Annotated in this window: 21 protein-coding genes; 10 read left to right on the top strand and 11 right to left on the bottom strand. The window is 46.3% G+C overall.

The window, feature by feature from the left end; genetic code table 11:
• Positions 1-51: 51 nt before the first annotated feature.
• The 4 genes from MHI54_RS02645 (at position 52) to MHI54_RS02660 (ending at position 2573) form a co-directional block, all read left to right on the top strand.
• On the top strand, positions 52-777 hold the full coding sequence (locus MHI54_RS02645) for an alpha/beta hydrolase-fold protein (RefSeq protein WP_095216389.1): 726 nt from the start codon (positions 52-54) through the stop codon (positions 775-777).
• A 96-nt stretch (positions 778-873) separates the two neighbouring features.
• Positions 874-1386, top strand: a complete 513-nt coding sequence (locus MHI54_RS02650; protein ID WP_095216390.1) for a 2'-5' RNA ligase family protein — start codon at positions 874-876, stop codon at positions 1384-1386.
• A gap of 3 nt (positions 1387-1389) precedes the next feature.
• Positions 1390-1812: a GNAT family N-acetyltransferase gene (locus MHI54_RS02655; protein ID WP_095216391.1), complete on the top strand. Its 423-nt coding sequence runs from the start codon at positions 1390-1392 to the stop codon at positions 1810-1812.
• 80 nt (positions 1813-1892) lie between these two features.
• Positions 1893-2573, top strand: a complete 681-nt coding sequence (locus MHI54_RS02660; RefSeq protein WP_233135080.1) for a DUF421 domain-containing protein — start codon at positions 1893-1895, stop codon at positions 2571-2573.
• Between the two features lies 1 nt (position 2574).
• Here the strand turns inward: MHI54_RS02660 and MHI54_RS02665 are convergent, their stop codons facing one another.
• Together MHI54_RS02665 and MHI54_RS02670 are read right to left on the bottom strand one after the other, a co-directional pair.
• Positions 2575-2853, bottom strand: coding sequence for a hypothetical protein (locus MHI54_RS02665; RefSeq protein WP_095216392.1), 279 nt, complete (start codon positions 2851-2853; stop codon positions 2575-2577).
• 90 nt (positions 2854-2943) lie between these two features.
• The gene (locus tag MHI54_RS02670) at positions 2944-3189 is read right to left on the bottom strand and encodes a hypothetical protein (RefSeq protein ID WP_095216393.1); all 246 of its coding nucleotides are present in this window, start codon (positions 3187-3189) and stop codon (positions 2944-2946) included.
• A gap of 215 nt (positions 3190-3404) precedes the next feature.
• On the opposite strand from MHI54_RS02670, the gene MHI54_RS02675 reads away from it, so the two are divergent.
• The gene (locus MHI54_RS02675; protein WP_095216394.1) at positions 3405-3902 is read left to right on the top strand and encodes a CotY/CotZ family spore coat protein; all 498 of its coding nucleotides are present in this window, start codon (positions 3405-3407) and stop codon (positions 3900-3902) included.
• Positions 3903-3945: 43 nt separating this feature from the next.
• Here MHI54_RS02675 and MHI54_RS02680 read toward each other — a convergent pair whose 3' ends face one another.
• The 3 genes from MHI54_RS02680 to mgtE all read right to left on the bottom strand — a co-directional run bounded on the left by MHI54_RS02680 (position 3946) and on the right by mgtE (position 7695).
• On the bottom strand, positions 3946-4374 hold the full coding sequence (locus tag MHI54_RS02680) for a CotO family spore coat protein (protein ID WP_095216395.1): 429 nt from the start codon (positions 4372-4374) through the stop codon (positions 3946-3948).
• A gap of 99 nt (positions 4375-4473) precedes the next feature.
• A complete protein-coding gene (locus tag MHI54_RS02685; RefSeq protein WP_095216396.1) occupies positions 4474-6309 on the bottom strand; it encodes a monovalent cation:proton antiporter family protein in 1836 nt (611 codons plus the stop codon).
• An 18-nt stretch (positions 6310-6327) separates the two neighbouring features.
• The gene (mgtE, locus tag MHI54_RS02690) at positions 6328-7695 is read right to left on the bottom strand and encodes a magnesium transporter (RefSeq protein ID WP_095216397.1); all 1368 of its coding nucleotides are present in this window, start codon (positions 7693-7695) and stop codon (positions 6328-6330) included.
• 230 nt (positions 7696-7925) lie between these two features.
• Between mgtE and MHI54_RS02695 the strand changes: the two genes are divergently transcribed.
• Together MHI54_RS02695 and prpE are read left to right on the top strand one after the other, a co-directional pair.
• A complete protein-coding gene (locus tag MHI54_RS02695; protein ID WP_095216398.1) occupies positions 7926-9104 on the top strand; it encodes an FtsW/RodA/SpoVE family cell cycle protein in 1179 nt (392 codons plus the stop codon).
• A 60-nt stretch (positions 9105-9164) separates the two neighbouring features.
• On the top strand, positions 9165-9902 hold the full coding sequence (gene prpE, locus MHI54_RS02700; protein ID WP_095216399.1) for a bis(5'-nucleosyl)-tetraphosphatase PrpE: 738 nt from the start codon (positions 9165-9167) through the stop codon (positions 9900-9902).
• Here the strand turns inward: prpE and MHI54_RS02705 are convergent.
• The 3 genes from MHI54_RS02705 to MHI54_RS02715 are packed head-to-tail and all read right to left on the bottom strand — an operon-like array spanning position 9891 to position 12201.
• Positions 9891-10754: an RluA family pseudouridine synthase gene (locus MHI54_RS02705; RefSeq protein ID WP_095216400.1), complete on the bottom strand. Its 864-nt coding sequence runs from the start codon at positions 10752-10754 to the stop codon at positions 9891-9893. The two genes, prpE and MHI54_RS02705, sit on opposite strands and share 12 nt — an antisense overlap.
• Positions 10755-10759: 5 nt before the next feature.
• The gene (locus MHI54_RS02710) at positions 10760-11557 is read right to left on the bottom strand and encodes an NAD kinase (RefSeq protein WP_095216401.1); all 798 of its coding nucleotides are present in this window, start codon (positions 11555-11557) and stop codon (positions 10760-10762) included.
• 14 nt (positions 11558-11571) lie between these two features.
• The gene (locus MHI54_RS02715; RefSeq protein WP_095216402.1) at positions 11572-12201 is read right to left on the bottom strand and encodes a GTP pyrophosphokinase family protein; all 630 of its coding nucleotides are present in this window, start codon (positions 12199-12201) and stop codon (positions 11572-11574) included.
• Between the two features lie 131 nt (positions 12202-12332).
• Between MHI54_RS02715 and MHI54_RS02720 the strand changes: the two genes are divergently transcribed.
• The 3 genes from MHI54_RS02720 to MHI54_RS02730 all read left to right on the top strand — a co-directional run bounded on the left by MHI54_RS02720 (position 12333) and on the right by MHI54_RS02730 (position 14287).
• Positions 12333-12911, top strand: a complete 579-nt coding sequence (locus MHI54_RS02720; RefSeq protein WP_095216403.1) for a CYTH domain-containing protein — start codon at positions 12333-12335, stop codon at positions 12909-12911.
• Between the two features lie 99 nt (positions 12912-13010).
• Positions 13011-13412: a globin gene (locus MHI54_RS02725; RefSeq protein ID WP_198946046.1), complete on the top strand. Its 402-nt coding sequence runs from the start codon at positions 13011-13013 to the stop codon at positions 13410-13412.
• The gene (locus MHI54_RS02730; protein WP_340082259.1) at positions 13409-14287 is read left to right on the top strand and encodes a ClpXP adapter SpxH family protein; all 879 of its coding nucleotides are present in this window, start codon (positions 13409-13411) and stop codon (positions 14285-14287) included. Before MHI54_RS02725 ends, MHI54_RS02730 begins: the two co-directional genes overlap by 4 nt.
• A gap of 908 nt (positions 14288-15195) precedes the next feature.
• Here the strand turns inward: MHI54_RS02730 and MHI54_RS02735 are convergent.
• The 3 genes from MHI54_RS02735 to MHI54_RS02745 form a co-directional block, all read right to left on the bottom strand.
• Positions 15196-16547, bottom strand: a protein-coding gene (locus tag MHI54_RS02735; protein WP_340081544.1) for an IS1182 family transposase whose coding sequence is annotated in 2 segments (ribosomal slippage) — positions 15196-15980 and positions 15980-16547 — 1353 coding nt in all. Because the reading frame shifts where the segments join, the coding sequence is not laid out codon by codon here.
• Between the two features lie 123 nt (positions 16548-16670).
• Positions 16671-18488, bottom strand: coding sequence for an oligoendopeptidase F (gene pepF / locus MHI54_RS02740; protein ID WP_095216407.1), 1818 nt, complete (start codon positions 18486-18488; stop codon positions 16671-16673).
• Positions 18489-18620: 132 nt separating this feature from the next.
• The gene (locus MHI54_RS02745) at positions 18621-19736 is read right to left on the bottom strand and encodes a competence protein CoiA family protein (RefSeq protein WP_340082260.1); all 1116 of its coding nucleotides are present in this window, start codon (positions 19734-19736) and stop codon (positions 18621-18623) included.
• Positions 19737-19762 lie beyond the last annotated feature (26 nt).

Raw genomic sequence — 19762 nt, forward strand, 5'->3', positions numbered from 1 at the left:
CATTCATGGTAAAATGGCATCACAACCCTTTCATAAAGCGAGGTTTAGCAGATGAAACGAAATGGCAAGATGGAAAGCACCATGATCGACAGCATCTATTTGGACGAAAGCCTGGAGATACGCTGGTATAAGCCGGAGTCCTTCTCCCCCATGTATAAATACCAGCTATGCATCATGCAGGATGGAAACGACTATTTCCAAATGGGACGGATAGCGACGTTAAGCGATCAGCTGCACAGTGACGGACAGATTAAAAATACGGTTTTTGCTGGTATCCATTACCGCGATCGGAACGACCGAATCGATAAATATCATCCAGACGGAAAGAAACACGAAGCATTTTTGCAGTTTCTATTGCATGAGGTGCTGCCAGTGCTGGAGGATGACCTGCCCACTTTACATATGGGAGCGACCAGGACACTGATGGGCGATTCCCTTGCTGGCACGCTCTCGCTGGTTGCCGCCCTTCGTTTCCCGCATACTTTCGGAGGCGTCGTGATGCAGTCTCCATTGGTGGATGAAGCTGTCATGCGGGAAGTGCGCGAGGCCAAGCAGCTGGATAGCCTGTCCATTTACCATACGGTCGGAACGAATGAGACCTCTGTCCCCACTTCCTTCCATAAAGAAATGGACTTTGTGGAACCGAATCGAAGCTTACAGGAATACTTCCGCTCCAAGGATATCGATTATACCTACCGCGAGCTGCAGGACGCAGAGCATACATGGAAGTATTGGCAGCGCGATATGAAACAGGTGCTGACAGACGTTTTCGGCTGAACGGTTGGCCGCATACAGCAGGCACTATCTCTGGTATAATAAGGGACAGAAGCAAACGATACGCATGCTATTCATTCTTAATTGGAGGTACTTTAGATGAACTACACTATTGCAATTTTCCCATCTGAGCAAGTTCAGCAAGAAGCCAATTCGTACCGCAAAAGATACGATTCCGCGTATGCACTCATCAAACCGCATATGAAGGTGAGGCAGCCATTCACATTGAATGAAGAAGATCTCATCGATGCAGTGAGCGAGCTCAAACGGATTGCACGCGAAACAGCTCCCTTCTCCTATAAAATAGAAAAAGTCAGCACGTTTGCACCTGCTCATAATACACTTTATTTCAAAGTGACTCCTTCTGAGCAGCTTAAAACCTTGCACGAGAAGCTCTACCACGGCTTCTTCGAGGGTGAGAAAGAATATGCATTCGTCCCCCATATCACGATTGCACAGAATCTTTCAAGCGGGGAATATGGGGATTTGTATGGAACGCTGAAGCTGAAGCAATTCCAATATGAAGAGCAAGCCGAACAATTCCATTTGCTCGAGCAGCAAGCGGACGACAAATGGATCGTGAAAGAAACTTTTACATTAGGCGAGGAATGAAGAATGGACATAATCGTTGCAGAAAACAGCCGCCAGCAGCAGGATGCCTTCCAAGTGAGAACATTGGTTTTCGTGGAAGAACAAAAAGTGCCGGCGGATCTTGAAATCGATGAGCTGGAGAACGAGAGCATCCACTTTGTCGGGTATGAAGATGATATTCCTGGAGCGGCCGGCAGAATGCGCTTCGTCAACGGCTACGCTAAAATGGAACGCATTTGTATCCTGAAGGAATTCCGGGGCAAGCATTACGGCAATGAACTGATGCGCGCCATGGAGGACGAGGCCAAAAGACGCGGCATGCAGAAGGCGAAACTGAATGCACAGACCCAGGCGATCCCTTTTTATGAACGGCTGGGCTATACAGTCGTTTCCGATGAATTCATGGATGCCGGCATCCCGCATAAGACAATGACGAAACAGCTGTGAGGCTCCCCTTTTGGGAGTCTTTTTTCGTATAGCTCTTCCACCTTTGGGCATGCTTTCTCTTAGAAGGGATGTGACGGTACGTGGGAGTTTATGGAGAGATAATTGTAGAAGTGATATTTGGATTCGTTGGTCTTTTCTTATTGACGAAAATGCTTGGAAAGACACAAATGAACCAAATCACGCCTTTTGACTTCATTGCCGCAATTGCAGCAGGGGAGCTGTTCGGGAATGCTTTGTTCGATCCCGAGGCTGGTATCCCTCATATTGCAGTGGCCATCATCACATGGGGGATACTCATGCTGATCGTTGAAAAATTGACACAGAAATTCAAACGAACGCGCGGATTCTTGGAAGGTAAGCCATCCGTCATCATTTCGCAAGGCGAAATTCAATATGAGGATATGAAAGTGAATAAAATGGACTTCAATCAATTGATGCATCAGCTTCGGGCCAATAATGTCTTTTCCCTTGCCGAGGTCGATTATGCCATCATCGAAGCAGATGGCAGTTTGAGTGTATTGAAAAAGAGCGCCTATCAGACACCGACACGGGATGATCTGAAGCTGAAGGAACAGCCCAATCCACTTCCTGTATCCTTCATCCTTGATGGGGAGATCATCGAGGACAATGTCATCAATTGCGGGAAATCACTGGAGTGGCTGAGGGATGAAATCAAGAAGCAAGGGTTTGATACAGCGGCAGATGTGGCGTATGCAGAATGGACACACACGAATGGTTTATTTACCAGAGCTTATCATTGAATCAACAAAGCATATCGATATGACGTCCTTTTCCAGTCAGCAGACTATATGTCTGTCTATCAAAGGGCGTCTTTTTGTCTGCTTGCTTTCTCTCCCGGAGCTGTAGCGAGGCTTGATGGGCAAGCCGATCTTGGACGTATCGCTCAAACGTTTCGGGCTTTCCATCCTGCACAACCGGATTCGCCCGCTCAATCGTATATCTGCTGCTCTTCCTTACCCCATTGAGCCTGTTTTGATAATCCATGTATTGATTTGCAGATACTGGCAGTGTCCAGCTCATGACATCCCTTCCTTTCCTTTTTATGTATTCTTCTATTCCCTTCTTCTTCCTTGTCTAACCATATAAAAAAAGCAGCCGAAGCTGCTTTGATCAGAACCAGAAATTCCGGCGTCTCCTGTCCTCATCGTCATCTTTATCATCATCATGTTTTTTGTCTTTATCTTCATCATGTCCGTTATCGCGGTGATCATCTCTCTTGCGGCGATGGCCGAAGATCGGATCGAAATCATGATCACGGCCATGCTTTTCTTTTTCTTTATCGTCCGTATCCAATATCACTTTATCGGCTTTGATGATAAGATTCTTGACATGGATAACCTTTTTTTCTTCAGACATGCTATCACTCCTTTTCCTAAACTCAATTCTGAAATAGTTTATGTTCCATGGACTTTATGGTGTGCAGCTTTTGCCTATATTGCATTTTTTTCTTCCATATTCACCCACGACTTATTCCATAAAGGTGTAAATCGCCCACACACAACATAGGGCATCTCATATCTTATTAAAGACGATACGTCATCACTTTATCAATTCGAGAGGGGTTAAACATCATGAGCTGTGGATGTGAAAAAGGCACAGGCTGCGTCAAGGACATCCTTAAAGAAATCGCCAATGCGCAAAAGGATATCTACACGGAATGCTGTGCCACAAGCGCGGAACAATCCATCAATGATCTTCTTGGCAACTGGGGAGGATCCACTGGTTTCGATACAGTACCTTTCATTCTCTATAACAAGGACGGTTCACCTTTCCGGGGAGTAGGAGTTGTACCTGGGGCTACACCTGGAACACTTGGTCCGGTTGCAGCGAGCTTCTATTTCCGCGTAAAGACTGTATACGAAGACGATTGTGCTGTCCTTGAATTGCTGCGCGATCCAGCGGACTTAGACTTGACACCTGATAGCATCGATGATCAAGCAGTGGCAAACTTAACTGCGACTGGTCTTTGCTTCACTGTCGATTTACACTGCTTCTGCCATATCACAACGCTTCCTGCAATCTCTGCTTTCAATGGAAATTCCGGAACACCAGGAGTTCCGACCATTTAAAAAAAGAAGTTCAATCTTGGAAAACAAGATTGAACTTTTTTTATTAGAACCCAAGCAGCTTTATGTCCTTGACACTGGATAACTTAATCTCTCTTTTGAATGGACGCCTGATTGATTTGAACTGTATCACATCTTCTTCTATTCCCGATATAGTTCCTATGAAGCTATTTTCCTCTGTTACTATCTCACATTTCATTCGGGGAATTTGAGATGGCAGATTTAACAGGTATCTAGTCTTTTCGGAAATAGAGAGATCCTTGAAGTCCCCTTTTTTCGTTTTCCTGACTGTTTCTTCTGCTGGCTTTTCTTCAGCAGATTCTACAGCCGTCACTGATTCAGCATCGCCTGTTGTCACTTTCTTGTCATCCTTTGTCGTACGATAAGCCTGCTGCATTTCTGCTTGCGGCAGATCAAGCTTCGGCTGGGCAATGAACAGCAGCGGCTGCTGACGCCGTACCTTTCCTTTGGACATGCGATGTCCTCCTCTGCATAGTTTCTTACTCAGTATATGCACCGGACCGATTGGTGTGCCCAGAATCAGCAAAGAAAAAAGACTGTCCGCAGACAGTCTTCATTCAAGCAGCTCACGCAAATCTTCTATATATTCCCCTGATCCGGTCACGATCAGAAGGTCATCCATCCGCAATACTGTATCCCCATGCGGGACAATGGAATCTTTGCCGCGGAAAATCCGGACGATGATCAAATCCCCATGGAAGGGAAAGCGGCGGAGCGATACACCCTCATAAGCAGCATTCTGCATCGATACTTGATAGAGGGCATTATCCTGATTCGTCAGGATATTCATTAAACTCGGCGCTTCGATAAGGGCTTTCAGCAGCAAATTGGTCGACAGAAGGACAGAGAACACTTCCACGCCCTTATCCTTTAATTCATCGCTTAGAACAGGGTGTTCGATACGTGCGATGACACGATCGACACCTGATTCCTTCGCATAGAGTGCGATGTCCTTGTTTTGGGCTTCATCGCCGGTGGATACGACAAGGATATCCACATTGAATACACCCAGTCTTTCCAGCTGTGCAGGTTCATAGTTCTCCAGCTCCTGGATATCGAATTCCGGATGCGCCAGACTTTCATCGATTTTATCCTGTTTCGTGTGATACAGATGCGTCCTGTAGTGGTGCCCATCCAAGTTCCGGACGGATGGCATCGTCAGCTGGTTGGCACCGATGAAGCCAACATCGTACTTTTTATCCGTATCCGCATAACGCACATAGAACCGCTTAAAGAACCAAGGCGTAATGATACAGCTGATCACAGCTACAAGAATCAGTGCCCCTTCCATTTTGGCATCGATGATACCGATCCGTTTCCCGATGGCAGCTGCTGCAATGACCAATGAAAGCGTGGATGTCAGGATGGTCCCTGCACTGATCACGGAACGCCAGTCATACCACCTTCGCAAGTAGAGAATGGGAATGAGCTTTGACATAAGCAGTGCAATCAGAAGCAATGGGATAAGGGTCAATATTTGCGGATCTGTCAGCAATGAACGCAAATCCATTTCGACCCCTACCATGACGAAGAATATAGGAATAAGGAAACCATAGCCGAAGCTGTCCAGCTGATGGACCAGCTCCTGGTTCGGGGACAGCAGCGAAACAAGTGTCCCGGCCAAGAATGCTCCCAGGATATTCTCCGCACCGACAGACTCGGATACGGCCACAAGTACAATGATGAGCGTGAAAACCGCTCGTGTCCCTATCTGGACGGTTCCCTTGGACATTGTCTCGATGAAGGAACGCTTCTGGAAAATCTTTCCGATAAAATACAAAAGGACACCAACTCCGAATAGGATGAGCAGCAGCCACATATTGCCTCCTTCATCACCATAGATGGAAGCAAACACCGCCAATAGGATCATCGTAGCCAAATCAGCGATGACGGCTATCATAAGGATGGTCTGTCCGAATGTCGACTTCATCATCTGCGCTTCCTTCAATGTCGGTACAACGACCCCCAATGAAATGGTGGAGATGATCAGCGTCATGAGAAAGACATTATCGATAAAGCCAGCCAGGACGAATACATATGACAACCCAATCGATAAGACGAGGATACCAAGGAATACAATAACCGATATGACGAACGGCGATTGAGATGGCTGTTTATCCTTTTTCCGTCTATCCTTCCCAGCAAAAATAGAAAAATCGATTTCGAGTCCGCTCAAGAACATCAAGAAGATGAAACCGAGGGTGGACAATGTGTCCAGCCACGTGCTTTGATTGACTAGGTCAAAACCGCTTTGACCGATGATAAGACCGACGATTATTTCCGCTACGACTACAGGGAGCGCACGGAGCTTCAGACGGTTCATGAGAATTGGTGTAAGGAATGCTGCCAAAATGACAACGACTAAGGATATGATGGATTCATGCTCCATGCCGGACCCTCCTTTTTTCTATTGTGGTAAAAATCCCATGAAGGCTGTTGCCAGCCCGAAATAAATCAAGATTGATATGATATCATTTATCGTCGTGATAAAAGGACCCGAAGCGACGGCCGGGTCGATCTTCAGCTTATGCATGATGAGCGGAATAACAGCCCCAGCTAAAGTTGCTACTATTAAGGTCGAGAGGATAGATAACCCGATAAGCAGCCCCAGGTAAAAACTTTTTTGCCATATGATTACCACCAATGTAATGATAATGCCGCAGATGACACCGTTAATGATGCCTGTCAGACCCTCTCTGATCACCATGCGCATTTTCCCTCTTTTTGCCACATCTCCCGTTGCCATGCCTCGTACTGCAACAGCTAGCGCTTGTGTACCCGTATTGCCGCCCATCCCCCCGATAACTGGGATGAAACTGGCAAGAATCGCAACTTTGCTGAGTGTATCTTCAAACTGACTTATCATGCTTGCCGTTATCATACCAAGGAATAGAAGTGCAATGAGCCACGGCAGCCGTTTACGGGCAGAAACGAAGGCACTGTCCTCCCCTCTTTCCGTATCACTGACACCGGCTAAACGACTGTAATCCTCGTCTGCTTCTTCTTCCATGACATCCAGGATATCATCGACGGTAATGATGCCCAGGATATGGTTTTGAAAGTCAACGACCGGCAGCGCCAGGAAGTCATAATCGCGCACCATTTGCGCGACGTGCTCCTGATCATCCCCGACAGAGACACTGACGATCCTGTCACTCATCACTTCGGAAATGAGCCAGTCCTTCTCGGCTATGATCAGATTACGCAAGGAAATGACGCCTACCAATTTTTTATCTTGATCGACTACATACGTATAATAAATCGTTTCGGCATCCGGCGCTTCAGCCCGGAGATGCAGCATTGCTTCCCGCACTGTATCAGCCGCACTGACACTGACGAATTCCGTCGTCATGATACTTCCAGCTGTCTTATCTTCATAATGGAGCAGATGCTTTATTTCATCTGCTGCATCCTTTTCCATGATGGTGATGAAGCTTGCAACCTTATTTTTGTCCATTTCTTTCAGGATATCCACCGCATCGTCGGCTGACATCTCCGCCAATACTTGCGCCGCATACCTCGAGTACATCTCTGTGAAATAAATATCCGCATTCTCCTGATCGACATTTTCCATGATTTCCGCTGTTTCATCAGGTGACAGATAGGAATAAATCTGTTTACGGATTTCTTCAGGCTGTTCCTCGAACACGGCAGCCTGATCATACGGGTGCAGCTCTAGGTATTCTGCACGAAATTGATCGATCTGCTGATTGGCTAGTGCCTCCCTGATTTTATTTTGGTATAGTAAGATTTCTTGGTTTTCCAAATGATCCATACGCCTGCCTCCTTGCTTGCAAGAAATTTCAATAGTAAGTAACGTGCAGCAGTTTGTCAACGGAAAATATCCTATTTTATTAAAGGTTTAAGAAACTTTAATAGAGTACACTTAATTTATCGGTCATTTTGTTGTAAACTGTAACAAGATTATATTCCACTCATTTGCAAAATCTAATCGCTTTTTAAAGCAGCTAGAGATGCGGAAGGAACGAAAGAAAGGTTTTGTGTATGAATTCTAACAAATTTCGGTTAGATCTAACAATTATATTAGTATTGATACTGCTTGGTATCGTCTCTTCATTCACTTTATATGAGCTGCAGCCGACTCTATCAGGGATTGCAGCCCAGACCCAATATATGCCGCGGCAGATTATGTGGTACATTGTGGGAGGGGTTGTCATTGCTGTCATGATGCTGCTTGACTACGACCGGCTCCGTCAGCTTGTATGGATTTTTTATGGAATCGGTATGGTTATGCTCCTTATGCTTTTCTTCCGATTCCCATCGGCCATCATCAATGAAGCGAATGGTGCGACAAGCTGGTTCATCCTGCCTGGTATCGGCTCGATGCAGCCATCTGAATTCGTAAAGGTATTTGTCGTCATTGCTTTGGCGCATGTGATCATGTCCCATAATGAGAAAAATACGATCCGCACGAATAAATCGGACTTGTTCCTGCTTGGGAAACTGCTTGCCGTCGCACTGCCTCCGATGCTGTTGGTTGCGTCACAGCCTGACCTTGGCGGTTTCTTGGTATTGAGTGCCATCCTTGGTGCAACCATCCTGGTCTCTGGAATAAGCTGGCGGCTCCTTTTGACCATACTCGGGATTGTATTGGGTGCCGTTGCATTTCTTGTCATCCTGTCGTACATCTTCCCGAACCAAGTTGGTTCTTTCTTGCAGGAGACGATCTTCAAGCACGTTGAAAGCCGCTTCCTAGGCTGGCTTTACCCAGAAAAGTACCCGGATTCCAGCTACCAGTACCGCTTGGGACTGATGGCGATCGGATCGGGGATACTATTCGGCAAAGGCGCTTCCAATTTCCAAGTATCCATTCCGGAGCGTCATACGGATTATATCTTCTCCGCTATCGCTGAGCAGTTTGGATTCATCGGATCGGCGCTTGTCCTTTTCCTATTCTTCATCCTCATCTATCGGATGATCCAAGTAGGATTGGAAAGCAATGAACCGTTTGGAAGCTATCTTTCAGCAGGGTTCATCGGGATGTTCACCTACCAAATATTCCAGAATATCGGGATGTCGGTGGGACTGGTTCCGATTACAGGGCTTCCGCTCCCATTCCTCAGTTACGGAGGAAGCTCGACACTTGCTTATATGATTGCAATCGGCATCGTGCTCAACATTCATTCCAGGACCCGGACATACATGTTCGAAACACAGAAATAAGCCATATGAAAAAAGGGAAAGCTACGTTAAGCTTTCCCTTTTTGTATAGGAGTGATAGATATGAAGATCGATTTTATCGGGGATGTTCATGGCTGCAACCTTGAGCTGCACGAGCTTTTTGATGAATTAGGTTATGAGCTGGAGGATGGACTGCCTGTTCACCCTGAAAATCGGCAGCCATTTTTCATTGGTGACTTGACTGATCGCGGTCCCGATTCATTGGGCGTGATTGAACTCGTGTATCGGCTTGTTGAAGAAGGAATCGGCTATTATGTCCCAGGCAATCATTGTGATAAGCTTTACCGATATTTGGTCGGGAATAATGTCCAAGTAAAGCACGGCTTGGAAACTACGGTGGCAGAACTGCAGAACAGTCCGCCGAACAAACGGCGAAAGCTGTCCAATATGTTTATGCAGCTCTATAAAAAAGCTCCGCTTTACAAGCGGATTCCAGAACTTGGTGCTATTGCCGCGCATGCCGGAATCAAAGAGTCCTTGATCGGCAAAGAAGGGAAAAAAGTGAAAAGCTTTGTCCTTTATGGGGACACGACTGGGGAGATGGACGAGCTGGGCCGTCCGGTAAGATTGGATTGGGCCAAGCATTATCATGGGGATGACTGGGTCATCTATGGCCATACTCCTGTTTTGGATGCCCGCATCATCCATCATACGATCAATATCGATACAGGCTGTGTATTCGGGAACAAGCTGACTGCCTGCCGCTTCCCGGAACGCAGTCTGCACAGCGTTCCCTCGCAGCAGCCATTCGTCGAAGAGAAATTCCGCTCATTCGATTAGGAAATCCTCCGGAATCGGGGAATGGAAAGTCAGCAGACGTTTCGTAAATGGATGGACAAAACGCAGCTGCTGGGAATGCAAAGCCTGCCGGTTGATGACGTTTGTCTTTCCGCCGTATAGTGTATCCCCAGCCAATGGATGACCAATGTTTGCCATATGGACGCGGATTTGATGTGTCCTCCCTGTGGCAAGCTTTACTTCCACCAGTGTATGGCGGTTGAAGGAAGCCTGGCGACGGAAGTATGTGACTGCCGTTTGTCCATCCGCTCTTACTTCCCGCTCGATGATCGAGCCTTCCTTCCTGCCGATCGGCCGATTTATCGTTCCTGAAGATTCTGTCATGGTGCCTTCCACCAGCGCAGCATAGGACCGCTGGATTTCCCCTTGCTTCTGATCAGCAGCCAAGAGCGTATGGGCATAACGATGCTTGGCCACCAGCATCAGTCCCGATGTATCACGATCCAATCTTGTCAGGATATGAACTGTATACGGCAGACCTTGTTCCTTATAGTGCCACAGCAAGCCATTGGCAATCGTACCTGACGGCTGGTTCATCGATGGAATCACCGCAACACCAGGCAACTTATCCAATACGAGTACATGCTCATCTTCATAGACGATCGGCAAATCCAGCGGCTCTGCCTCCATATAGGAACCTGCTTTTTCCTCTGGCAGCTCCACTTCCAAGCTATCACCTGCCTTGCCGACATGCCAAAGAGGCGCCGTCTGCTGGTTGAGCGTCACCAGCTTGGGCTCCTCCTTCAATGTTTTGAATAATCTTCTTGAAACTCCTTGGGACTTCAGGAAATCCTTGATGACGATCTCCTCAGCCAAGGTCCAGCTTAATTTCATATTGTCTACCTCTTATCTGCAATGAATGAGTCATGCACCCGTTTCCAGAATGGAAATGGCCGGAAGCGGGCAAAACGGACACGCTGCTTCGCGACCGAGCAGGTGATCGATTCGATATCCGAATGATTTTCGGTCATATGATCGATGGCAATCAGGAAACTTTTATCCAATGTCGGCCGGAGCGTACAAGGATGATGGCTCGGCAAAATAAGCGGGGAACCGATCGTCCGGAACACACGGTTATTGATGGAAGCAAGCTCCGTCACTTGGATCGATGCCAAGGAAGGATGGATGATGGCTCCATTAAGCGCTTTATTATAGGCTGTACTTCCGGAAGGCGTCGAAATGACGAGTCCATCTCCCCGGAATGTTTCAAAATGCTCGCCTTTGATCGATACATCAAGGACAACCGAACCATCTGGTGTCTTGACGGAACATTCATTCAATGCCAGATGCTCGTCCACTCTCCCATCCTTGTGGGTGATGGAAATGTCGAGCAGCGGATATTCCACGATGTGGTATGGTTTGTTGGCAATCTGCAGCAGCAGCTTTTCCAATTCTTCCGGTACCCAATCGGCATAGAACCCCAAATGACCGGTATGGATCCCGATGAATGCCGTGCTGTCCAGCCGATGGACATATGTATGGAAATTCTCAAGGAAAGTGCCGTCTCCACCGACGGATATCGCAAGATCAGGCTCCTTCTCATCGTACTCGAAATTGAAATGAGCCAAATGTTCGACAATCGTTTCTTTGATGCGGTCCGACTTCTCATCTCCCCGTGACAGAACCGTATATTTCATCCCTGCTAACACCCCTATTTATGCTTTTTGATTTGCTGCTGATCATGATAAATCCGCTGTGCTTCCTGCACTTCATCCCGGATTTTGGACATTTCCTCATCCAGCCGGAATGCAGCTTCAGCGGCTCTTTTCAATCTTGTCTTCAATTCAGATGGTATCTGGCCATCGTATTTATAATTGAGGGAATGCTCATTTGTAGCCCAGAAGTTCATTGCAAGTGTACGGATTTGAATTTCGGCAAGTACTTTCTTTTCTCCATGGATCGTTTCAACCGGATATTCGATGATCATATGATAGGAACGGTATCCGCTTTCCTTCGTTTCCACGATATAGTCGATTTCATTGACGATTTTGAAATCATTGCGTGCTTTTAGCATGCCCACAACCGTGTAGATGTCATCAACGAACTGTGTCACGATCCGCAGCCCTGCAATATCCTGTATTTCCTGATGCAGTGCATCGACTGTGACCTGCTTATTCGCTGCTTTTTGGAGAATACTTCGTATCGGTTTCACCCGTCCGGTGATGAACTCAATGGGAGAATGACGTGATTCATTTTCGAATTGAGCACGCATCCCCTTCAGCTTCACTTTCAGTTCTTCTACTACCTGTACATATGGTGCTAAAAATACTTCCCAATTCATGCTCTACATAGCCCCTTTTCTTACCAGCAGCGTCTAGTTGTTCCAGATGCATTCTATCTGCTTTCAGTGTATCATAAAAGCAGCTTGGCATTACAATCGAAAACACAGATGTTCGCGCAGGGGGTATCAGTATGCCGCAAGAAATCGAAATCGAATTCAAGAATCTGCTCACGGAAGCGGAATTCAAGAAACTATATCATGCATTGGAAATGGAAAGCGCACCTGTCATCCAGCAGGTCAACCATTATTTCGAAACAAAGGACTTTCAGTTGAAACAACAAGGATCCGCCTTGCGGATAAGGGAAAAAAACGGGAGATTTCAATCCACGCTGAAACAGCCGCAAGGAGATGGGCTGCTGGAAACGCATGATGATTTGACGGAGGAGCAAGCCAAAGCATGGCTGCAAGGGCAAATCACGCTTGGCCCTGATATCAGCAAGCAGCTCAAGGAAATGGACATATCCGCTGCTGAATTGAATTATGGCGGCTCCCTGGAGACTATCCGGCGGGAGAAATCATATAATGATACCACGATTGTCCTTGATAAAAGCATCTATGGTGACACCGTCGATTACGAATTGGAGCTGGAAGCCAGCAGCTATAAGCATGGGGAGAATGTGTTCCAAACTCTTCTTGACGCTCACGGCATAGGGAAGCGAAAGACGCCGAACAAGATCCAGCGCTTCTATGACAGCCTCCAAAACAGATAAGTTGCCCAATCCAATGGCAGCCTGCTAAAATGAATTACAGTCAACCCCATATAGGGCAGATGTTATGTTGATTGCTCTTTGCATTAGAAAGGAAGAATCATGAATCAAGCTGAAACATTATATGATGGTATTGGCGGACAGGCAGCATTGGAACGCCTGGTGGATGCCTTCTACCGACGAGTGGCAGTGGATCCGGATTTAAAGCCGATTTTCCCGGAAGATTTGACGGAGACCCGCCGCAAACAACAGCAGTTCCTGACACAATTCTTAGGCGGGCCGCCGCTCTATACAGAAGAGCATGGTCATCCGAAGCTAAGATATCGGCACCTCCCTTTCAAAATCACACCTACGCGTAAGGATGCATGGCTTTCCTGCATGGCAGCTGCCCTCGCGGAAACTGACATAGAGGAACCTTATAAAAGCATAATCTTTGAACGACTTGCGCTTACCGCACATCATATGATGAACACACCAGACGAAGAGAAAGGAGAATCGATATGAGCTGGGAATCTTCCAATTCAAAACAGCAAAGGCTTGAGGATGACTGTGGCGGATTTTGCGGGCTGTTTCCTTCCTCAAAGAAACCCGTGGAGATTTACGTTTTTATCGATCCGCTTTGCGAAGATTGCTGGTCACTCGAGCCTTTTCTCAAGAAACTAACAATGGAATATGGACAATACTTCACTTTGCGTACCATATTGACCGGCGATTATCAGCCGCTTGTACGCGAACGGAATGAATGCACGTACCCGAAGGCTGTCCTGCAGCCCGATAATATTTTATGGAATAATGCCGTTTCCTTCCCGTGGCGGACTTCACTTGCAATAAAAGCAGCAGAGCTGCAAGGAAGAAAAGCCGGCACCCGCTTCCTGCGGACGATCCAGGAAGCATTGTTCCTGAACAAGCAAGATATCACAGCGGATGAGATCCTGATCGAATGCGCTAAAATCGCTGAACTTGATTTGGAGGAGTTTCGCGAGGATATGTACTCCCCATCAGCGAAGAAAGCATTCCAATGCGATGTGAAGCTGACGAAGGAATTGGAAATCGACGAATCCCCCTCCATCGTATTCTTCAATGAATCCGAGGAAGATTCCGGTATCAAGATTTCCGGTTTGTATAGTTACGACGTGTATGTCACCGTCCTGCACCAGATGCTGCAAAGAGACCCGCAGCCGGCAGAGAAGCCCCCTGTGGAGGAATTCCTCTCCAGCTATAAATTTGTCGGCAGCAGGGAGATTTCATTGATCTATGACTGGACGAATGCCCAGACAGAAAAGGAAATGAAAAAGCTGCAATTGAAACAAATGGTCGAACGAATCCCCATCCAACATGATACTTTCTGGAAATATAATATTACTTCAAAAGCTGAATAACGTTTTGCTGCACTCATTCCTGACAGCCGTACACTCGTGCGGCTGTTTTTCGATGGCTGGAAACGGTCGAAGATCGGCATGCATCGGAAAGCTTCGACTTAAAGTTTCCGGTCAACTGGCACTTCCGGCATCGTTTCATGGTATTCCATCAATTCAAGCTGAAAACCACCTCCCAGAACACGCTTTAGAGCGCCTGTGAGGCAGTGGATGACCGGAAGCTGCCTCCTTATAATGGCGGGAGAAAAGCATCCCACGGGTACCTGAATGGCCATCCATGGTATGTACGCAGACAAGGCTTGTCCAACATCAGCATCCTTCCCCCTCCAATGAAACAGCAGCGTCACAATTCCAGTCCCTGATACAGGAGCCAATACAAAAAGGCCTGCCTAATGGCAGACCTTTTTGCATGTATAACTTCTACTGAGGGGATGGGAGAACAATAATCCAAACAAAGGGGACTTGTTTGTGATGTTTCTCACAAATATAATGTACCAAATATACGATGGAATAGCAACTATTATGTGCACATTTTCACAAAAAAGTCACAAGCTCGTTTAGTCTAGTCTTTCATATGGCTGCATAAAGTGTTGGTAGTCGGAGGTGTTGTTATCATGAGAGGAATCGGCATCCTATTGATCGCCTGTGTCATTTTTGCTTTATGTTTCAATATTCTCGGCCTGCTTCATCTCGTATCCATGCTCATCACTTTGCCTGTATTATTTTTATCGCTGCTTGCCGCTTGCTATTTCTTTACCCGAAAAAGAACATACAAAGGCATAAAAAAACCGACGCGATAGCGTCGGTTCAGATTGTAGAGAAATCCCAGTTTCTCTACAATCTTTTTTTATTCGATACTCTTCTGCTTTCTTTAAAGGGCTGTTTTATAAAAAAGATAGCCAGCCACCTACCTATCCTAGCTTTGCTAGGTGGTTGGCTATCTTTTTTATGTTCTGACAGGTCGCTGTCATCAGCGCCTGTTCCTGCACTTTTTCTCTTCCTCGTAACCTACAATAGCGAAGCCCGTGGAGTTGTTTCGCATCCGCAAAGCTTCGCTCTATCGTTTCTTTTCGCAATTTATATAATAACTTTCCTGAGTGGCTCAGGCGATTTTCCCGCACCCAATCTTTACTACCTTCCCAAACATGCCTTGTGATAACTTTTCGATGATTTCTTGATTTCGTACATGTGGCCAACAGTGGGCAAGCAGTACATTGTTTAGGGTCAGATGCGTATTCTTTATACCCTTCTCGATTTGTTGTTCGCAGAGGTAATGTTTGTCCGTTTGGACAAACATAATGATCTTTCTCTGGGACATACTTGAACTTCCATTTAGGCATTAATCCTTTAGTAGGATGAAAACGTCGGTGACCGATGACAGCGAAAATATTCTGTTCATTCAAGGCGTGACAGATTGGCGTAGTGAGATAACCGGAGTCCAGAGCGACAGCTTCCACATCAAAATTAAAGCGTTCCTTCTGTCGTTCAAGGCGCTCCAAATAAGGCCGTGAATCGTGCACATTTCCGGCCGTGACATGGACATCGGTAATAATATTATATTTCATATCCGTAGTTCTATGATCTAAGTAGAAAAAGCCTTCAGGCTTTCCTTCTCGATACATATAGCCACTCTCTGGATCAGTCGTGCTTTCTTTCACTACTTTCGTTTCTGTCACCTCCTCTCGTGACTTTAAAGCTTTTTTCCTTGTTTTGTACGTTCTTCTTGGATTGCTTTATCCAATTCTTCCTGATATGAACGAGTAGCTTCCTGTACTTCCTTCTTGATGAACTTTCTTTTATTCGCATTGGCTTTTAAGTGGGTGGAATCAGTGAATAAGACGCGTCCTCCAACCATACGATGCTTCATTGCCTGTTCTACAATTTCATCAAAGATTTGTTGGAAGATATCTGTGCCCTTGAATCGATTACAACGATTCCAGCTTATTGTAGAGTGGTGAGGGACTGGGTCCGTGAGTTTAAGTCCTAAAAACCAACGGTAAGCAATGTTTGTCTGGATTTCTTTCTCTAATTGCCTTTCGGAACGGATACCGAAAAGGTAGCCGATAAAGATCATTTTAAAGAGGACAAGAGGATCTAGGGAAGGACGGCCATTGTCCGCCGAATAATAAGGACGAACTTTTTCACGGATGAAGGAGAAATCTATGTGGGTTTCTATCTTACGCAATAGGTGGTTTTCAGGGACAAGTTCTTCTATAGTTACGATTTCAAGAGCTGTTTGGTCATTCTCTCTGGAATTTAACATCTTGGCACCGCCTTTTAGTCGTTTCTTCTATTATAAAAAAGTAAGAAAAAGAAGTGAACTCAAAATAAAAAGGCTGTCGAGACTTTCTCGACAGCCTGACCGACGCGATAGCGTCGGTTCCTCTTATTTCTGCAAAAGTTTCTCCATTTCATCCAATTTGGCTTCGAATACATCGAGTGCAGACAGGATCGTCTGTTTATCCGTCATATCCACTCCTGCAGATTTCAATACTTCGATTGGGTAATCACTGCTTCCAGCTTTCAGGAATCCGATATATTTCTCGACTGCAGGCTGCCCCTCCTCCAGGATCTTAGCGGATAAGGCAGTTGCAGCTGCATAGCCAGTTGCATATTGATATACATAATAATTGTAATAGAAATGAGGGATACGCGCCCATTCCATACCGATTTCTTCGTCGATTGTCAAACCATCGCCGAAGTATTTCTTATTCAGATCATAATACATGGATGTCAGCTTCTCTGCAGTGAGCACTTCCCCATCCTGCTGGTGCTTATGGATCATATGCTCGAATTCCGCAAACATCGTCTGACGGAAGACAGTACCGCGGAATCCTTCCAGGAAGTGATTCAGCAAATACAGCTTCTCTTGCTCATCGTCCGCATTATTGATCATGTATTCATTCAGCAAAGCCTCATTGCAAGTGGATGCAACCTCGGCAACGAATATGGAGTAATTGCCGTAGCGATAAGGCTGATTGTTCCGCGTGTAATAACTATGCACCGAATGACCGAATTCATGTGCCAATGTGAAAAGGTTGTTCACATTATCCTGCCAGTTCATCAGGATATATGGATTCGTGCCATATGCTCCGGAGCTGTACGCACCGCTGCGTTTGCCTTTATTCTCTTCCACGTCGACCCAGCGGTTTTCAAAGCCTTCCTTCAGGATGGACTGATAATCTTCTCCCAAAGGCTCCAGTCCTTTAAGCACAAGCTCCTTCGCCTCTTCATAGGATACTTTCATATCCACGTCCTTGACAAGAGGTGTATAGAGATCGTACATATGCAAATCATCAAGCCCGAGGACTTTCTTGCGCAGTGCCACATAGCGATGCAATAATGGCAGACGCTCATTCACCGCTTCCACAAGGTTATCGTATACCTGCTCCGGGATATTATTATTATCCAGCGCCGACTGCCGAGCTGACTCGTAGTTTCTTACTTTTGCATAGAAGTTATTCTTCTTCACCGTACCGGATAGGGTGGAAGCGAATGTATTCCGGAACTGACTGAAGGTATCATACATGGACTTGAATGCATCCCTGCGGACGCGCTGATCCTGAGATTCCAGGAATGTCACGTAGCGCCCATGCGTAACATCCACTTCTTCTCCTTCTTCATTCTTGATGCTCGGGAAGGTCAAATCCGCGTTATTGAGCATTCCGAATGTGGCGGAGCCATTATCGGTCACTTCGGATGCCTGTGCGAGCAAGGTCTCTTCCTTTTCAGACAGCACATGAGCCCGCTGACGGCTGATTTCATTCAACGTATGCTCGTACAACTTGAGATCATCATTTCCTGCCAGGAATTCCTGTATGCGATCCTCCTCAATTGCAAGCAATTCCGGAACGATATAGCTCATCTTACTGGAAATCTGTGTGATCAATAGTTCCGCTTTTGATTGCAATGCTTGATAATGCCCATTCGTCGTATCCTGGTCATAGCGCATATGCGCATATGTATAAAGCTTGCCGATGCGTTCGGATAGCTCATCCTGCAGCTTGAACATTTCGTACAAGGTTTCTGCAGACTCACCAAGCTTGCCCTGGAACGCCGAGATTTTGTCTCCATCCTCGGCCAGCGCCTTGCGCTCTTCCTCCCATAGTTCGTCAGTCGCGAATATATCCTCCAGGTTCCAGGTTCTTTCTACTGGTACCTCGCTTCTTTTCGGTAAAGACTTAGCTGATTTTGACACGAACATCCTCCTCCATTGCTGCTTGCCTTTTTCTGTTCCAAAGACTATTTCGTATAGTTGTAGGGAAAATCCTTCAATTATAAGCATTTTCTCTCTTATATTATATATAAAAGCGGCAGATTCATGCGAAGAAAACGATTATGTCATTCCTGAAAATGGAGAATGCCTTTTCTTTACGTAAGCATCCGTTCCCAATCGTTCGAACCATCCATGCTGGCACAGACGGTCCATATAGGATTCAACCGGATGCAGATCTGCAAAAATCGCAAACGGCTTATTCAGGGCTTCCCACCTTCTGCTGACATATTTCAGCTGCTCAAGCGTGACGCTTTTCATGATAGGCAAGGGATCCAATTGCTTCAGCCATAGGTCGGTCTGCCATACATACGGTGGCACGGACATATGGTATTGGGATTCGACGGGATGTAATAGATGCAAAGGCATGGATTGAAGCGATACACCACGTTCATATAATTGCAGGACCCATCGCTTCAGATGGGCAGAAGCGTACGTCAGCGGCCTTGCTGCCATTTTCGCTTGAAAGTCGGTCCATACTTGATCAATTTGGCGGACGTTTTTCGGAAGGGCTTGAAAAAGCTGAGGGAAATGGATTTGCTGCAGAGGACGAAAATAAAACTGACCGACAGTCCGTTTCTTTCCCGTCAAAAGGATATGCTGGACATTGCAAAAAGCTTCACTATCCGAACAATAGTACAAAAGCTGTAAAGGCATATCCCGCTTGTATTGCAGGAGGAAGCGCTGATCTCTTTTCGAAAGATCGAGCATATACGTGGATGTACGCTTCATCCGATTACCGCCGAGTATCCATATCGGCAGGATTCCATTACATCCATATGCTTCATTCCGTCTGTACAACTCTTCATCCGATAGGGATGCACATTGATATTCGATTGCCAAAAGCCTTCCTCCGGGAGTATGAAGCAGCAAATCAGGCCGTCTTTCCGACTTCCCGATACGTTCCTCCACTTTCACAGTATAGCCTTGCCTCTTCAACCAGCGGAAAAGCTGCAGCTTGCCGCGCATATGATATAGGCTTTCCCCGGTTCTGGTTAATTCGCAATCTTGAATCTGCTCATGGGCAAAATGAGGAATCACTTTCCTGCCTGCACGAATGATGACGGCCTTTTTACAGGCAGGACAGAAGAAGCGGCACTTCCTTAATTCATGGATCCGCTCTGTCCGATATGCAGCCAGCAGCACCAGCCGCCCATCCTCCAATTCCGCCTGCAGCATATGCTTCACCTCCTTGAGGACAGTAT

The sequence above is a fragment of the Terribacillus sp. FSL K6-0262 genome (assembly GCF_037977385.1).
GTDB lineage: Bacteria > Bacillota > Bacilli > Bacillales > Amphibacillaceae > Terribacillus.

Coding starts and splice junctions, on each gene's coding strand:
- MHI54_RS02720 (WP_095216403.1), top strand. CDS start 12,333: ATGCCGCAAGAAATCGAAATCGAATTCAAGAATCTGCTCACGGAAGCG.
- MHI54_RS02645 (WP_095216389.1), top strand. CDS start 52: ATGAAACGAAATGGCAAGATGGAAAGCACCATGATCGACAGCATCTAT.
- MHI54_RS02725 (WP_198946046.1), top strand. CDS start 13,011: ATGAATCAAGCTGAAACATTATATGATGGTATTGGCGGACAGGCAGCA.
- MHI54_RS02730 (WP_340082259.1), top strand. CDS start 13,409: ATGAGCTGGGAATCTTCCAATTCAAAACAGCAAAGGCTTGAGGATGAC.
- MHI54_RS02680 (WP_095216395.1), bottom strand. CDS start 4,374: ATGTCCAAAGGAAAGGTACGGCGTCAGCAGCCGCTGCTGTTCATTGCC.
- pepF (WP_095216407.1), bottom strand. CDS start 18,488: ATGTTCGTGTCAAAATCAGCTAAGTCTTTACCGAAAAGAAGCGAGGTA.
- MHI54_RS02745 (WP_340082260.1), bottom strand. CDS start 19,736: ATGCTGCAGGCGGAATTGGAGGATGGGCGGCTGGTGCTGCTGGCTGCA.
- MHI54_RS02675 (WP_095216394.1), top strand. CDS start 3,405: ATGAGCTGTGGATGTGAAAAAGGCACAGGCTGCGTCAAGGACATCCTT.
- MHI54_RS02685 (WP_095216396.1), bottom strand. CDS start 6,309: ATGGAGCATGAATCCATCATATCCTTAGTCGTTGTCATTTTGGCAGCA.
- MHI54_RS02650 (WP_095216390.1), top strand. CDS start 874: ATGAACTACACTATTGCAATTTTCCCATCTGAGCAAGTTCAGCAAGAA.
- MHI54_RS02670 (WP_095216393.1), bottom strand. CDS start 3,189: ATGTCTGAAGAAAAAAAGGTTATCCATGTCAAGAATCTTATCATCAAA.
- MHI54_RS02695 (WP_095216398.1), top strand. CDS start 7,926: ATGAATTCTAACAAATTTCGGTTAGATCTAACAATTATATTAGTATTG.
- MHI54_RS02705 (WP_095216400.1), bottom strand. CDS start 10,754: ATGAAATTAAGCTGGACCTTGGCTGAGGAGATCGTCATCAAGGATTTC.
- MHI54_RS02715 (WP_095216402.1), bottom strand. CDS start 12,201: ATGAATTGGGAAGTATTTTTAGCACCATATGTACAGGTAGTAGAAGAA.
- MHI54_RS02710 (WP_095216401.1), bottom strand. CDS start 11,557: ATGAAATATACGGTTCTGTCACGGGGAGATGAGAAGTCGGACCGCATC.
- prpE (WP_095216399.1), top strand. CDS start 9,165: ATGAAGATCGATTTTATCGGGGATGTTCATGGCTGCAACCTTGAGCTG.
- MHI54_RS02665 (WP_095216392.1), bottom strand. CDS start 2,853: ATGAGCTGGACACTGCCAGTATCTGCAAATCAATACATGGATTATCAA.
- mgtE (WP_095216397.1), bottom strand. CDS start 7,695: ATGGATCATTTGGAAAACCAAGAAATCTTACTATACCAAAATAAAATC.
- MHI54_RS02655 (WP_095216391.1), top strand. CDS start 1,390: ATGGACATAATCGTTGCAGAAAACAGCCGCCAGCAGCAGGATGCCTTC.